We start from the raw sequence: 16,080 nt of genomic DNA on the forward strand, positions 1-16,080 counted from the left end.
AGGGGCCCTGATTCCGCGCAGTGTGGCGGCGGTGCTGTGCATTATCCTGCTGCTTACTTCCATCTTTGTGATCGGCTACATGCTGGCGCTGCAGCTCAACAGCATCCGGCAGGAGCTGCCCGAGATCAGTGCCCGGGTAGATGAAAAGCTGGGCCACATCCAGGACTACCTGGAGCGCACGTTTGGCATTGATGAGCGGGACCAGTCGACCTACCTGCGCACCACGGTGGCCAATTTCTTTCAGGACAGCGATACCCTGTTCCGCACCACCTTTAACTTTACGGCCGGCCTGCTCAACTACCTGATCATAGTGCCCATCGGGCTCTTTTTCATGCTTTATTACCGCTCCTTCTTCAAGGAATTTCTCTACAAGCTTACCCCCCGCCAGCAGCACGACCGCATGCTGCGGGTGCTGGAGCAGATTCAGCGCGTGATGCAGGAGTACATCCTGGGGCTGTTTACGGTTATTCTGATCGTAGCGGTGCTCAATACAATAGGACTCTACCTGGTGGGCATCCGCTATGCGGTATTTTTTGGCCTGCTGGGGGCGCTGCTCACCATTATTCCCTATATCGGTATTTTTATAGGCTCACTGCTGCCCATACTCTATGCCCTGTTTACCACCGATTCGCTGGTGTACCCCGCCGGGGTGGCCTTTGTGTTCTGGCTGGTGCAGTTTCTGGAGGGCAATTTCATCACCCCCAATGTGGTGGGCAACCGGGTGCAGCTCAATCCTTTTGCCGCCATTCTGGGCCTGCTGGTGGGGGGTATAGTGTGGGGGCCGGCTGGCATGATCCTGTTCATCCCCTTTATGGCCATGCTGAAGGTGCTCTTTGATGCCGGGGAGGCGCTGCAGCCCTGGGGCTTTTTGCTGGGGGCCCCGCCGGAGGTCAAAAACGAAGCCAAAACCTACCGGGAGTGGCGGGTGCGCACCAATACTTTTTTCAAGCGGCTGTTTCGCTAAAAATCATATAGACTCTCCGTTCAAATGCCGTACTACTTCGGTAGCCAGTTGGTCAGGTAAGCTTTGCCAGATTTTTATATCCTTTTTTTTTATGACTGCAGAAAATTTCTAGCAAGGCTAAGGCTGGATCTTTTTAAAAAAAGGAACATAAAAGTGGATTTTATTTTATTGAGTTTGGTAAGTCGCATGGGTATTTGTCTGTGCTTTCCGGTTTCAGGTGGCAGTGCAGGTCAGCAAATTCTTATTGAGAAAAAAGGCCAGGAATGGCCTCTAAGCTGATTTTAGCTCTTTTTTAGGAAGATTTAATTTTCTGTTAGTCTGAAAGTTGTAAAGATTAATGTAGGTTTGCAGGTGAGAATGGGTAATACGCCCCAATGTTACCGGAATGTTAAGTCGAGAGTATTGATGTTTTCAAATACATAATCTATATTCGCCCAGTTTTTGGCTGAACCACTGTTAATTTTGCCCCGCAATATCATTTTAATTATTCATTGAAAATGAAGCAAATTCTACTAACATTTCTATTTACTGCCTCGTGTTTGCTGCCTGCAATGGTAGTAGGTCAGGGGGTAACTACAGCCAGCATGAGTGGTGTAGTTAGCAGTAGCGATGGCACTACCCTACCAGGTGCCAACGTAATTGCCGTTCACCAGCCTTCAGGAACTCAGTATGGTGTAGCTACTCGTGGTGATGGTTCCTTTACTATTCCTGCCATGCGTGTAGGTGGTCCTTACAGAGTTACTGTATCGTTCGTAGGCTATGAAACCAGAATATTTGATGGAATAGATCTGCGTCTCGGCCAAAACTTTACCTTGAACGCTATACTTACAGACGAAGGTCAAACCCTGGATGCTGTTGAAGTAGTGGGGAGAAGAAACCCTGTACTGAACAGTGAGCGGACTGGCGCTGCCACCAATATTTCTAATGAAGCTATCAACTCGCTGCCCACCATCAGCCGGAGCATTGATGACTTTACGCGTTTAACGCCACAGTCAAGCGGCCGTTCATTCGGTGGCCAGGATGCACGTTTCAATAACCTGACCATTGACGGTTCTATTTTTAATAACTCCTTTGGTCTAAGCTCTACTCCGGGCGGCCAAACCAGATCAACCCCCATTTCGCTGGATGCCATTGAGCAGATTCAGGTAAACCTTGCTCCTTATGATGTCCGCCAGGGCGGCTTTACCGGTGCTGGTATCAATGCCATTACCCGTCAGGGCAATAACGATTTCAGTGGTTCTGTTTTCTACAACTTCCGTAGTGAGCGTTTTGTGGGCAAAGAAGCCCGTGGTACAGAGGTAGTAACCGATGTGTTTGATGTAAAGCAGTATGGCTTCCGCCTGGGCGGTCCAATCATCAAGAATAAACTGTTCTTCTTTGTTAACGGAGAATCTGAAAGACGTACCGATCCGGCAACTCCTTTCATAGCAGCGGCTCCTGGACGGGAAGGTAACAACGTTACCCGTGTACAAAAAGCTGAACTGGACCAGCTGCGCAGCTTCCTGATTGAGCGTTATGGCTATGATCCGGGTGAGTATGAAGGCTACCCGCTGGAAACCCAATCCGATAAGATTCTGGCCCGTCTGGACTGGAACATTAATAACAACCACAAGTTCAGCCTGCGGTACAACCAGCTGAAGTCTTTCACCGATGTACTGGCTTCGCAGTCAGGCGCCTTTAACGGTCGTCGGAGCAACCTGTTTGCCCTTAACTTCCAGGCGTCGAACTACATCATTCACAATGATATTTACTCCATCATTGGCGAGCTTAACTCTACCTTTGGAAATAAGTTCTCCAATAACTTCATAGCTGGTTATACTGCCAACCGGGATTACCGTGATTCCCGTGGTGGCATCTTCCCACTGGTTGATATTCTGCAGGATGGCCGTAACTATACTACTTTTGGTTATGAGCCGTTTACGCCTAATAACCGTCTGGATACCGATACCTGGCAGGCACAAAACAACTTTACTGCTTATCTGACCGGTCATACCATCACCGCAGGGGTAAACTTTGAGAGCTTCACTTTCGGTAATACCTTTACGCCAAACTACTATGGTCGCTATGTATTCAACTCACTGGATGAGTTCTATCGGGCAGCTAATGGCGAGAATGTAACATATCGTCAGTTTGAGCAAACCTATTCGGCGCTGCCTGGTGGCGCTCTGCCAACTGCCACTACCGAAGCCTACCAGGTAGGTGCCTACATTCAGGATGAAATTGAGCCATTCCAGAATTTCAAAGTAACGGCTGGTCTGCGGATCGATGTTCCGTTCTTTGGAAATACTGCTCTGAATAACCCTGCTGTAGAGCAACTGTCATTCAGAAATCCTGAAGGCGAAACACAGCGTTTCAGTACATCTAAACTACCTGATGCGCACATCCTGTGGTCTCCTCGAGTGGGTCTGAACTGGGATGTACTGGGTGACCGTTCGCTACAGGTGCGTGGTGGTACAGGTCTGTTCTCAGGTCGACCAGCCTTCGTATGGGTATCCAACCAGGTGGGTAATAATGGTGTACTTACCGGTTCTAATCGTGTAAACAACCCGACTACTGGCGGCGATGATCCTACAGTAACCTATTATCCCTTTACCGGCGCTATTGATAACAACATTCCCGCCAACCCGACCCTGCCTAGCACCATTGGTCTGGCTTTTGTGGACAATGACTTCCGGTTCCCTCAGGTATGGCGCTCTAACTTGGCGATCGACAAAGAACTACCCGGAAACATCGTAGCAACCTTGGAAGGTATCTACAACCACAGTGTTTACAATGTTTTCTACTACAATGCAAACCAGACCACTAGTGTAGGAAATATGGTAGGACCAGATAGCCGGCCTGTGTATGCAGGTAATGACGCTGGTAACCGTATCAATTCCAACATCACCGATGCTACTGTATTGACCAACTACCAGGGCGGATACTCTTACTCCATCACCGGTCAGCTTCAAAAGACGTTTGAGGGAGGTCTGTATGCCATGGTCGCCTATAACTTCGGTGAGGCAAAGGATATTCAGTCTGCCGGTTCTCAGGCCTTCTCTTCCTTCCGCGATAACCGCACCGTACGTGGTAATAACTACCCAGACCTTGCCTTCAGTGAGAATGACCAGCGCCACCGTCTGATCAGTTCACTTTCTTACCGCAAGGAATATCTGAAAAATACGGCCAGTCAGGTGTCACTGTTCTACGAACTGCGTAACCAAGGCCGTTTTAGCTATACCTATTCAGGTGATGCTAATGGTGACCAGCTGTTTGGTAACGATCTGATCTATGTGCCTACTTCAGAAGAGCTCCAGAATATGGCGTTCCTGCCTCTGTCTACAGGAGGTGCTACCTATTCAGAAGATGCTCAGCGGAACTATTTTGAGACTCTGATCCAGCAAAATGAGTACCTGCGCAGCAGAAGAGGCATGTATGCCGAACGCAATGGTGCTATTCTTCCATGGGTAGGCCAGCTTGACCTTTCTTTCCAGCAGGAATTTTTTGTAAATGTTGGCGGAAAGCGTAACACCCTTCAACTTCGTGCCGATATCATCAACTTCGGTAATATGCTGAACAACAACTGGGGAGTTAGCCAGTTTGCTACTAATGCTTCTCCTCTTCGTGTTGCAAGCCTAACAGAAGGCGAGACAGCTGGTCAGTATACTCCAACTTATCAATTGAACACTACCAGTGGTGTACTCCGTACCGATAGCTATCGCTATGGCAGCGGTATCGGCGACGTATGGCAAATGCAATTAGGCGTACGCTATACCTTCAACTAAGGCATACGCACTATACATTCTTAAAGGCCATCCTGCAGAGGATGGCCTTTTTTTTTCAGGCGCTGCGCTGGCGTTGGGCAATTTCCTGGGGGGTAAACTAAAGGCAGGCCAGGGGCTGTTACCTCTAATGGCGGTGAAAAAATTATCGGCCATACCGATTAAACTTTCGGCTCTTTCGTTACTCTAATATCCGTTGCGGTATATTTGCATCCCTGTATGTTGTAACTTGCGGGCTGAGAATAGGCCGGGAGAAACAAGGGGTATGTGGCTCAGTGTGAGCGTTTTTCGCTTATTGCCACTCATCCCAACCGCTGTCCGCTCGGCTCCAAAATAAACCGTTTATCAAAGAGCTGTCCCTATCGGAGGCAGTTAGCTGTTAGTTTATAAAATTTGATGTCTAAACATCTTTCTATGAAAACCTGGCCTAAGCGCATTCTTGTTATTGTGGTGATCCTTCTGGTAGTGGGCCTGATTGCGTGGCCAAAGATACGGCAGCAGCAAGAAGCCCAGCCCCGGCAGCAGGCCGCCACCCAAAATGCCGCAAACAGGCCTATTCCGGTAGAAGTAGCCGTAGTACAGCCCCAGGAATTTACCAATACGCTGCGGGTAACCGGCTCGGTTATGGCCAATGAAATGCTGGAGCTCAAAAGCGAAGTGCCCGGCATTCTGGAGTCCATCAACTTTAAGGAAGGGCAGGATGTGCGCAAAGGCCAGCTGCTCTTTACCATCCGCAATAACGACCTGCAGGCTCAGCTGCAAAAAGCCCGCGCCCGCCAGAAACTGGTGCAGGATATGGAAAATCGCCAGCGCCAGCTGCTGGAACGTGAGGCCGTAAGCCAGGAAGAATATGACCAGGCGGTAAACGACCTGCAAAGTGCCGAGGCGGATATTCAGCTGCTGCAGGCCCAGATTGCCAAAACCCGGGTGATTGCCCCCTTTAGCGGCACCATAGGCCTGCGTTTTGTGAGCGAAGGCAGCTATGTGGCCCCGGGTACCTCCATCGCCAGCATGTATGATCTGGAGCCGGCCAAGATCGATTTTTCCGTTCCCGGCAAGTACAGCAGTGCCATTAAGGCAGGCGCCAAGATCCGTTTTACTACCGATGGCGCCCCTGAAGAATATACCGGCGATATCTATGCCATAGAGCCGCAGATCGATCCGGCCACCCGTACCCTAAAGATCAGGGCCACCAGCCCCAACCAGAACCACAGCCTGCTGCCCGGCCAGTTTGCACGGGTATCGCTTACACTGCAGGAGATGGATGAGGCGCTGCTGGTACCTACCCAGGCCGTAGTGCCGGAGCTCAACGGCCATAAGGTATTTGTGGTGCGGCAGGGCAAGGTAGCCGAGCAAAAAGTAGAGATCGGCCAGCGCACCGATGTGCAGGTGCAGATTGTATCCGGCCTGCAGGCTGGCGATTCGGTACTTACCACCGGCATTCTGCAGGTACGGGGCGGCAGCCCGGTACAAATTACAGGAGTTCATAGTCCAAGAGGAGAGAGCGCACAAATTCAATAAGGTATGGCTGGATTATCATCAATAAGTGTAAACCGCCCGGTACTGGCCGTGGTCATGAGCATTGTCATTCTCATTTTTGGTGGGATTGGCTTTTCCTTTTTAGGGGTGCGGGAGTACCCCAGTGTAGACCCTCCCATCATTACCGTAAGTACCAACTACGTAGGGGCCAATGCCGATATCATCGAAAGCCAGATCACCGAGCCGCTGGAAGAATCCATCAACGGCATTGCCGGCATTAAATCCCTTACTTCGGTAAGCCGCGATGGCCGTAGCACCATTACGGTAGAGTTTGAGCTGGGGGTAGACCTGGAAGCCGCCGCCAACGACGTGCGGGATAAAGTGTCCCGGGCCCAATCGCAGCTGCCGCCCGATACTGACCCCCCCATTGTAAGCAAGGCCGATGCCGACAGCAGCCCCATCGTGTTCCTGAACCTGAAGAGCGACAACCGCTCCCTGCTGGAGCTCTCCGATATTGCCAATACGCTTTTCAAGGAGCGTTTTCAGACCATACCCGGCGTAAGCGAAGTGCGCATCTGGGGCGAGAAGCGCTACAGCATGCGTCTGTGGATGGACCCTGCCCGTCTGGCGGCTTACTCACTTACCCCCCTGGATGTGCTCAATGCCGTGGGGCGGGACAATGTAGAGCTGCCCTCGGGCCGTGTGGAAGGCCGCAATACCGAGCTTACCGTGCGTACGCTAGGCCGCCTCAACACCCCGGATGAATACAACAAGCTCATCCTGAAAGAGAGCGGCGATGTGATTGTACGTTTTGAGGATGTGGGCCGGGCCGAGCTATTTCCTGAAAATGAACGCACCGTGCTCAAGCGCGATGGCATTCCCATGGTAGGGGTAGTGCTGGTGCCCCAGCCGGGTACCAACAACATTGAGATTGCCGAGGAGTTTTACAAACGCCTGGAAACCCTGAAGCGCGATGTGCCCGAAGACATTGAGCTGGGCATTGGTTTTGATACCACCGAATACATTCTGGACTCCATTGAAGAAGTAAAGCAAACCATCTTTCTGGCCTTTGGCCTGGTGGTGCTCATCATCTTCTCCTTTTTGCGGGACTGGCGCACCACCATCATACCTGTAGTAACCATCCCCATTGCCCTTATCGGTACCTTCTTTATCATGTACCTGATGGGCTTCTCCATCAATGTGCTTACCCTGCTGGGCATTGTACTGGCCATTGGTCTGGTGGTGGATGATACCATTGTGGTGCTGGAAAATATCTACACCAAGATTGAAGAAGGGGTAAACCCCCGGGAGGCCTCGCTAAAGGGTGCCTCCGAGATCTTCTTTGCCGTAATATCTACTACGGTAGCGCTGGTGGCGGTATTTCTGCCGGTGGTGTTCCTGGAGGGCCTCACCGGCCGCCTGTTCCGGGAGTTTGGCATTGTGGTGGCCGGGGCGGTGGTGATCTCCTCCTTTGTGGCCCTGTCGCTTACCCCCATGCTGTGTGCCAATATCCTGAAGCGCCGCAAGCGCTATAACTGGTTCTACCGCAAGTCAGAGCCTTTCTTTATCTGGATCAACAAGGGGTATAACCGCTCGCTGGAGGCCTTTATGGATAAAAAGTGGCTGGCCTTCCCGATTATGGCGGCATCTATAGGCATTATCTGGCTCTTTTTTGCCACCCTGCCTACCGAGCTGGCGCCAATGGAAGACCGCAACGGCTTCCGCATTAATGCCACGGCGCAGGAGGGGGCTACCTTTGAGTACATGGATCATTACATTGACCGCCTCATTGCCCTGATCCAGGAAGAAGTGCCGGAGGCCAATTCGCTTATTACGGTTACCTCGCCGGGTTTTGGTGCTTCCTCTTCCGTAAATACAGGTTTTGTACGGGCCCGCCTGGTAAACCCCGATGAGCGGCAGCGAAGCCAGCAGCAGATTGTGGATGACATTACCCCCCTGATTGCCCGCCAAACCGGTGCGCGGGGCTTTGTATCGCAGGAGCAGACCATTGGCGACCGCCGCGGCGGCCTGCCGGTGCAGTATGTGATACAGGCGCCTAACCTGGACAAGCTCAAGGAAAAGCTGCCCGAATTTATGGAGGCGGCCAACGGCCATCCGGCTTTTAGCTTTGTGGACCTGAACCTGAAATTCAACAAACCGGAGCTGAAGATCGAGATTGACCGCGACAAAGCCCGCAGCCTGGGGGTATCGGTGCGCGATATTGCCCAAACCCTGCAGCTGGGCCTGAGCGGTTCACGCTTTGGGTACTTTATCATGAATGGCAAGCAGTACCAGGTAATTGGTCAGGTAGAGGCCGAAGACCGCAATGCCCCTACCGACCTGCGCAGCCTCTATGTGCGCAGCGGCAACGGACAGCTTATCCAGATGGATAACCTGGTGAGCGTATCGGAGCAGAGCACCCCTCCGCAGCTGTTCCGCTACAACCGCTATGTGTCGGCCACCGTATCGGCCAACCTGAACCCCGGCTATACCCTGGGCGAAGGCATTGAGGCCATGGACGAGATCAAGGAAGAGGTGCTGGACGATTCCTTCGCTACTACCCTGGCAGGGGCCTCTGCCGAGTTCCAGGAGAGCTCCAACAGCCTGCTTTTTGCCTTTCTCTTTGCCCTGGTGCTCATTTACCTGGTGCTCTCGGCGCAGTTCGAGAGCTTCCGCGACCCGCTGATCATCATGTTTACCGTGCCGCTGGCCCTGGTAGGGGCGCTGTTTTCGCTTTGGTATTTTAACGAAACGCTCAATATCTTCAGCCAGATTGGCATTATCATGCTCATAGGCCTGGTAACCAAAAACGGTATCCTGATTGTGGAATTTGCCAGCCAGCGCAAAGCCGAGGGACTGTCCCTGCGAGAAGCCATTGTGGATGCGGCCGGATCGCGCTTCCGCCCCATTCTCATGACCAGTCTTTCCACCATTCTGGGTATTCTGCCAATTGCCCTTGCCCTGGGCGCCGGTTCCGAAAGCCGGGTATCCATGGGTATAGCCGTAATCGGCGGGCTTATTTTTGCCACTGGCCTTACCTTATACATTATTCCGGCCCTGTACATGTACATTACCAGCAACAAAGCCCGGGAGGTACGTGCCTGATCGTATGCTTATATGAAATTGAAACACCTTACCTATAGTGGCCTGCTCCTGGGCGGGCTGCTGCTGGGAACTGCTGCGCTTGCTCAGAATGGGGCTACTTACCTGGGGCCCGAGGAGGCCCTACGCCTGGCCCTGGAGCAAAACATCGGCCGGCAGATCTCGGATGAGAATGTATCGATCTCCCGCCAGAACTATACCCGCGGCAATGCGGGATTCTTGCCCCGGGTAACGGCCGCCGGCGCCAAAAACTGGTCGGTAAACAATGAAAACCTGGAGATCTTCGGCGGTGACCGTATCATTGAAACCTCCCGCCGGGGCGCCCGCTCCAATAACCTCAATGCCGGAGTAACGGCCAACTGGACGGTATTTGACGGTCTGGGCATGTTTTATGCCTACGAGCGCCTGCGCCTGCAGTATGATGCCAGCCGGCAACTAAACCTGAACTTTGTAAACGGACTTGCCGCCGATGTGCTGCAGGCCTATTACCGACATACCCTGCAGCAGCAGCAGGTAGCGGTTTGGGAAAGTACCCTGGAGCTGTCTGAGCAGCGCCTGCGGCTGGCCAAAGACCGCTATGAGGTGGGCCGCTCCTCCAAGCAGGAGTATCTCTCGGCACTGGTAGACTACAATGCCGACCGGGCAGCCCTGCTGGCGCAGCAGGAGGCGCTCTTAAATGCCCGCCATGCGCTAAACCGCCTGCTGGGCCAGCAACCTGCCCGCCCCCTTACCACAGCCGATACCCTTACGGCCGATTCATCGCTCATTGCCAGCCTGATGGAGCCGCAGCCCTTTACCCAGAATCCGGAGCTACGGGCTGCCGAATACCAGGCTGCAGCCCTGCAGGAGTTTATTAAAGAGCAACGTTCGCAAATCTGGCCCAGCATTAACTTCAATGCAGGCTATAACTTTGCCACCATTAATAACCAGGTAGGCAACCTGCTTTTTCGGCAGGCCTCAGGCTTTACGTATGGTATCTCCGGTACCTGGCTGCTTTTTGATGGCCTGAATACCCGCCGCACCACCCAGGTGGCTCGCATACAGGCCCGCATTGCCGAGCTGGACCGTCAGCAGCTGGAGCTGGACCTGAGCAGCGAGCAGGCCGATGCTACGGCTGCCTACCGCAACAGCTGGCAGCGCGTGGCCCTGGAGCAGGAAAATGTGGAGTATGCCCGCCAGAATGCCTCCATTGCCCTGGATCGCTACCAGCTGGGGGTAACCACTTCCCTTGAGCTGCGCGTAGCCCAGCAAAATGCCCAGCAGGCCGAGCTGCGCCTGCTCAATGCTGTATTTGAGCTTAAACTGGCCGAGATAGACCTGTTGCGCATTACCGGGCAGCTCGCCAACGGCCTCTAGGCACTATACTACCATACCCCATTGGAGGAGCCCGGCTTGTGCGCAAGTCGGGCTCTTTTCATTAGTAATTATTTCACAGTTCAATCTCGGCTATCCCCCAGCACACAGGATGCCCTTAGGCTTGCAGCAGAAAATCAGGTGAGAAATGAGGGCAATCAGAAGAAAGAAGGGGAGGGGCTATGGTACACAAATGGGTGGTTCAGCACTTGTCAGGCCCAAGCGAGGCCTGTCAAGTGCTGAGACGTATGGGCTGAAAGGGGCTGATCAGCACAAAAAAGAGGGCCTAAAGCTGGAAAATTTTGCCCAAAAGCAAAAGTTCTTCTTTTTGTCCTGTCTCTTATAGCCTCCTTGCAAGCTTTGATATAGGCGTAAGTGCTTCACAAAGGGCTGCTTAGAAGCAGAGCAGTCCGCTGACCGTAGCGGATGCTGTATCTTTTAAGTGCAACAATAGCTGTCACATACTTTACCCCCACCAGCTGGCGTTATGACAAGAAGTAAAATTTTTATTTTTCAAGATTTTTAGAGGATATGGAAAGAGACGTTAGCTACCTGAAACACCAAGAGGACTGTAGGCGCAAGCAGCACTGCGGGATATTCAGACCGTTAATCCTGGGCAGCACGCATTTCATAAAAGTTGCAACAGCTTAGCGCGTTAGCCCCATGTAAATAGCATTTAAAACCAATTGTATCAATCGCACGTACTATAGACAGATTTTTTTGCAACAGCAGCAGGGCCGTAAGTAGCAATTTTTATAGGCCTTGTTTGTTCGGCAACATGTGTATCTTTGAGCCTGCCCCAGGGCGGTTTTTAGTTTATTTGAATATTTTTTTGCATGTTGCCAACAATTCTGTTGTTCACCCGCCTTCGCCGAGCCCATTTGGGATACCAGCGCCGGCATAAAAACAGAGTTATGAATGTAAAAAAACACTACAAGCAGCTAGTGCTTCACACCTGGAAAGCCGCTTTCTGCACAGCCGGAATAGTGCTACTATTTCTGGCCTGCAAGCCTTCCGGTTCCGAGACCCAGCAAGCCGATATGCTCAGCCTGGCCCTTATGGGGGGAGCTGCAGCAAAGGATGCAGCCGAGGAACCTGTAGCACTGGACCTGCAAGACATTCGCAAACGCGGCAGACTAATTGCCATCGTTGATAATAGCTCTACCAGCTACTTTATCTACCGGGGCCAGGCCATGGGCTATGAGTATGAACTGCTCACCCGTCTGGCCAAAAAGCTGGATGTGGAGCTGGAGATCAAGATTGTGACCGACCTGGACAAGGCCTTTGCCATGCTGCAGCGGGGAGAGGGCGACATTATTGCCCATAACCTGACCATCACCAAGGAGCGGCAGGAGAAAATAGCCTTTACCATTCACCACAACGAGGTGCGCCAGATGCTGGTGCAGCGCAAGCCCACCAACTGGCGCAGCCTTACCGCCGATGGGATCGATAAAAAGCTGATCCGGAACCCCCTGCAGCTGGCCAACAAAGAGGTGTATGTAAAGCGCAATTCCTCCCACTTTGCCCGCCTGCGCAACCTCTCTGACGAAATAGGGGCCGATATTCTGATGGTAGAAGAAGATGCCTCCATAGAGGTAGAAGCCCTCATCCGCCGCGTGGCCGAAGGCGAGATCGACTATACCATTGCCGATGAGAATGTAGCCCAGCTCAACCTGGCCTATTACCCCAACCTGGATGTGAGCACCCCCCTGAGCTTTCCGCAGCGCATTGGCTGGGGCCTGCGCAAAACCTCTCCCGAGCTGCTGAAGGCAGTAGACAACTGGTTGCTGGAAAGCCGCAAGTCTATCGACTACATTGTGATCTACAACAAATATTTCAAGAACCGCACCAACATGAAGATGCTGGCCTCCAGCAGCTACTCCACTATCAGCGGCAACCAGCTTTCTCCCTACGATGCCCATATTAAGGAAGCGGCCGCCAAAATTGGCTGGGACTGGCGCCTGCTGGCAGCCGTAGTGTATCAGGAAAGCAAGTTCAATCCCGAGGCCGAGTCCTGGATGGGCGCCGCCGGCCTGATGCAGCTTATGCCCGAAACCGCCGAGATCTTTGGTGCCGAAGACCCCCTTGATCCGCGCCAGAACATCATGGCCGGTGCCAGTTACCTGCAATGGCTCGACAAGTTCTGGATGGATGAAATTCCGGACAATGACGAGCGCATTAAGTTTGTGCTGGCCTCCTACAATGTAGGCCAGGGCCATGTGCTGGATGCCCGCCGCCTGGCCCGCAAGTACAATAAGAAGCCCGAGCTCTGGGAGGGCCACGTAGCCTATTTCCTGGAGAAAAAGGCCGAGCCCGAATACTACAATGATGAAGCCGCCAAGCTGGGCTACTGCCGCGGCAGTGAGCCGGTGCGCTACGTAAAGCAGATCATGCAGCGCCAGGCCCGCTATGCCCAGCTGCTGCCCGAAGAAGCCGCTCCCCAGAGCCAGGAGGCACAGCCCCTGATTGCCTCGGCACGCTAGTGTAAAACTCATTTAATAGAAGAAGCCAGCAACAGATGCTGGCTTTTTTTGTAGCTTGTATATAGAATTAACCCCTGCGGCAATGGATACCCAACCCTGGACCCGGCAACTGGATGAGCTGACCAGCAAATTTAAGGAGCAGTTTGGCGCCCTCAGCCAGCAGCAGCTCAACTGGAAGCCAGATGCGCAGCGCTGGAGCATTGCGCAGAATCTGGACCACCTGATGGTGATCAACAGCAGCTATTTTCCCATCCTGGAATCCTTGCGGCAGGGCACCTACAAGGCGCCTTTTAGTGCCAGAATCGGATTTATCGTGAGGCTGCTGGGCAAAACCCTGCTGGCAGCCGTGCAGCCGGGGGCAGGCAAAAAGACCAAAACCTTTCCCATCTGGGAGCCTTCTGCCAGCGAACTGCCGGCCGATATTCTGGAGCGCTTTGCCCGGCACCAGCAGGAGCTCAAGCAGCAGATCAGCAGCTCAGAGGCCCCTCTGCAGCAGGGGGCTGTTATCTCCTCTCCGGCCAATCGCTTCATTGTGTATAAACTGGAAACCGCTTTTGACATCCTGATAGCCCATGAGCGGCGCCATCTGCAGCAAGCGCTCCAGGTACGGAATGAGCTTCCCGAAGGGACCAGCCTGGCCAAGTAAGTTAGTTGTTTCTTCTTCCAATCTCACCAAATGCGCTACACCCCCCTGCTGCTGGGTAGTCTGGTTGTTCTGCTGCTTACGGCCACCGGCTGGGCGCAGGCCCCGCATGCGTTTGCTTATGCATCCCCTGAATCCAAAGGATTCTCTTCCGCCCAGCTAGACTCCCTCTCAGCCTTTCTGAGCCGGGCAGGCTCGTCGGCCCTGCTGGTAATGGTAGATGGAGCGATCATCTATGAGTGGGGAGAAACAGGCAGGCGGCACACCATTCATTCCATCCGCAAAGCCATGATCAATGCCCTCTACGGCATAAAAGTGGCAGATGGCAGCATTGATACCAGCATGACCCTGCGGCAGCTGGCGCTGGATGACATTGCCCCCTCTCTGACCGAGCAGGAAAAGGGCGCCCGTATAGCCGACCTGCTTAAGTCCCGGTCAGGGGTGTATCATCCGGCGGCGGCAGTCTCTGAGGGGATGCTCAGGAACATGCCCGCCCGGGATACCCATGCCCCGGGCACCCATTACTATTACAACAACTGGGACTTTAATGTGCTGGGCGCCATACTGGAGCAGCAAACCGGCCAAACCATCTACCAGCTCTTTTACCAGGAGATTGCCCTGCCGCTGGGCATGTATGACTATGCCGGCACCGTTGCTACCCTGGATGGCGACTCGGAAGGGGCCCACATACCGGATACCGATGGCTACTACCAGTATGAAAGGAGCAAATCCCGTTATCCGGCCTATCACTTTCGCCTCTCGGCCCGGGACATGGCCCTTTTTGGTCAGCTGTACCTCAATGAGGGCAGTTGGGAAGGACGGCAACTCATCCCTGCCAGCTGGATCAGGGCCAGCACCAAACCCTACTCGGTTACCAATCCCGGCTACGGCATCGGCTATGGCATGCTGTGGGATGTGCTGATGAAAACAGAAAACCGGGCAAGCTCCTCCTTTTACCATACCGGCCTGGGCATTCACATGCTGGGGGTTTATCCGGCCGAAAAACTGGTGCTGGTGCATCGGGTCAATACCGAAAGGGAGCACCATTTTACAGAAGGAGAGTTTTACAGGATGATCCGGCTGGTATTTGCCGCCAAATCGGACTAAGCCCCCCTTTTCCTTTCTTCTATTCTTCCCCAAAAGCATTATGCCCATGAAACCAGCCCCAGATGCCCCCCTTTGTTTTCATACCCTCATACACCGGCTGGAGAAGCTAAAGTTGAACTACCTCGAAATTCCGGCAGCCGTGGTGCAGCAGCTGGGGGGTACCTTTAACATACGCCTGCAGTGCTCGGTAAACGGAGCAGAAGCCTTTGCCTGCGGGCTGGTGGCCCTGGGCGAGGGCAGGGGCTATATTACCCTTAGCAGCAAGCGCATGAAGCCCCAGGGCCTGCAGCTGGGCCAGCAGGTAGCGGTCCGCTTGTGGGCAGATACCAGCGAGTTTGGCATGGAGGTGCCCGAAGAGCTGGCTGAGCTGCTGCGGCAGGATGAGGAGGGGGATCGGCGCTTCCGGCTTTTGCCTCCCGGTAAGCAGCGCTACATCATCTACCATGTGTCAGGGGTTAAAAGCAGCCAGAAGCGGCTGGATCGGGCCTTGCTGCTCATCAACAACCTCAAGCAGCTGCCACCAGGCAAAGAAGATTTCAGGGCCATGCTGGGCCTGCCGCCACGGGAGGCGCTATGATAAAGGGGGTAGTGTGCCACCATACCACCTGCCAGGCCTGTGCGGTCCGGTTTTCAATGCCGGGCTGGCGGCTAGCTTCTCCCTACTCCTTTACCATGCCGGCCGTAATCTTGGCTGATAGCAGGCAGAGGGGTATACCCCCGCCGGGATGCACACTTCCGCCACAAAAGTAAAGCCCCTTAATAGAGCTGCTGCGGTTGGCATGGCGCAAAAAGGCGGCATAGCGGCTGTTGCTGCTGTTGCCATAAAGAGCACCAAAGGCCGAGGAGGTCTTGCTTTCGATGCTGCGCGGGTCCAGGATTCCTTCCTGTTCAATAAGGGGTTCGATGTCGGTTTGCAGCAGGCGGCTCAGTTTGCTCAGGATATTTTTACGGGCCTCGGCAAGTAGCGTATCCCAGTCCTGCCCGCTGTTGTGGGGCACATTGATCATGGTAAACCAGTTCTCACCCCCCTGTGGTGCATCGCCTTTTTCATACTTGCTGGTGATGTTGATGTAGACGGTAGGGTCGTGCCAGATGGTCTTCTCCTCAAATATATGCCGAAACTCCTCCCGGTAATCTGTACTGAAAAAGATGTTGTGCAGGTCCAGCTGCGGAAATTCCTGCTTAATA

General features: G+C 53.4%; 10 protein-coding genes. 9 read left to right on the forward strand and 1 reads right to left on the reverse strand.

The features are described from left to right. The 9 genes from ADICEAN_RS15860 to ADICEAN_RS15905 form a co-directional block, all read left to right on the forward strand. Positions 1–964, forward strand: a 964-nt coding sequence (locus ADICEAN_RS15860; RefSeq protein WP_040397589.1) for an AI-2E family transporter, incomplete at its 5' end; no start/stop codon positions are given. A 497-nt stretch (positions 965–1,461) separates the two neighbouring features. Then, the gene (locus ADICEAN_RS15865) at positions 1,462–4,728 is read left to right on the forward strand and encodes a TonB-dependent receptor (protein WP_009196654.1); all 3,267 of its coding nucleotides are present in this window, start codon (positions 1,462–1,464) and stop codon (positions 4,726–4,728) included. A 411-nt stretch (positions 4,729–5,139) separates the two neighbouring features. Continuing rightward, on the forward strand, positions 5,140–6,246 hold the full coding sequence (locus ADICEAN_RS15870; RefSeq protein ID WP_009196655.1) for an efflux RND transporter periplasmic adaptor subunit: 1,107 nt from the start codon (positions 5,140–5,142) through the stop codon (positions 6,244–6,246). A gap of 3 nt (positions 6,247–6,249) precedes the next feature. Then, positions 6,250–9,309 (forward strand): efflux RND transporter permease subunit, encoded by a 3,060-nt coding sequence (locus tag ADICEAN_RS15875; protein ID WP_040397591.1) that lies wholly within the window; start codon positions 6,250–6,252, stop codon positions 9,307–9,309. Positions 9,310–9,321: 12 nt separating this feature from the next. Beyond that, positions 9,322–10,662 (forward strand): TolC family protein, encoded by a 1,341-nt coding sequence (locus ADICEAN_RS15880; protein WP_009196657.1) that lies wholly within the window; start codon positions 9,322–9,324, stop codon positions 10,660–10,662. A 911-nt stretch (positions 10,663–11,573) separates the two neighbouring features. Then, the gene (locus tag ADICEAN_RS15890) at positions 11,574–13,142 is read left to right on the forward strand and encodes an MltF family protein (protein ID WP_152426469.1); all 1,569 of its coding nucleotides are present in this window, start codon (positions 11,574–11,576) and stop codon (positions 13,140–13,142) included. An 82-nt stretch (positions 13,143–13,224) separates the two neighbouring features. Beyond that, positions 13,225–13,788 carry a DinB family protein gene (locus tag ADICEAN_RS15895; RefSeq protein ID WP_009196659.1) on the forward strand — a complete coding sequence of 188 codons (564 nt, stop codon included), beginning with the start codon at positions 13,225–13,227 and terminating at the stop codon, positions 13,786–13,788. Positions 13,789–13,818: 30 nt separating this feature from the next. Then, positions 13,819–14,892, forward strand: coding sequence for a serine hydrolase domain-containing protein (locus ADICEAN_RS15900; RefSeq protein WP_009196660.1), 1,074 nt, complete (start codon positions 13,819–13,821; stop codon positions 14,890–14,892). A gap of 46 nt (positions 14,893–14,938) precedes the next feature. Further along, positions 14,939–15,469 carry a YdeI/OmpD-associated family protein gene (locus tag ADICEAN_RS15905; RefSeq protein WP_152426470.1) on the forward strand — a complete coding sequence of 177 codons (531 nt, stop codon included), beginning with the start codon at positions 14,939–14,941 and terminating at the stop codon, positions 15,467–15,469. Positions 15,470–15,551: 82 nt separating this feature from the next. Here ADICEAN_RS15905 and ADICEAN_RS15910 read toward each other — a convergent pair. Next, a partial coding sequence (locus ADICEAN_RS15910) for a phytoene desaturase family protein (RefSeq protein WP_040397596.1) occupies positions 15,552–16,080 on the reverse strand: 529 nt, incomplete at its 5' end.

This window comes from Cesiribacter andamanensis AMV16, from assembly GCF_000348925.1.
GTDB lineage: Bacteria > Bacteroidota > Bacteroidia > Cytophagales > Cyclobacteriaceae > Cesiribacter > Cesiribacter andamanensis.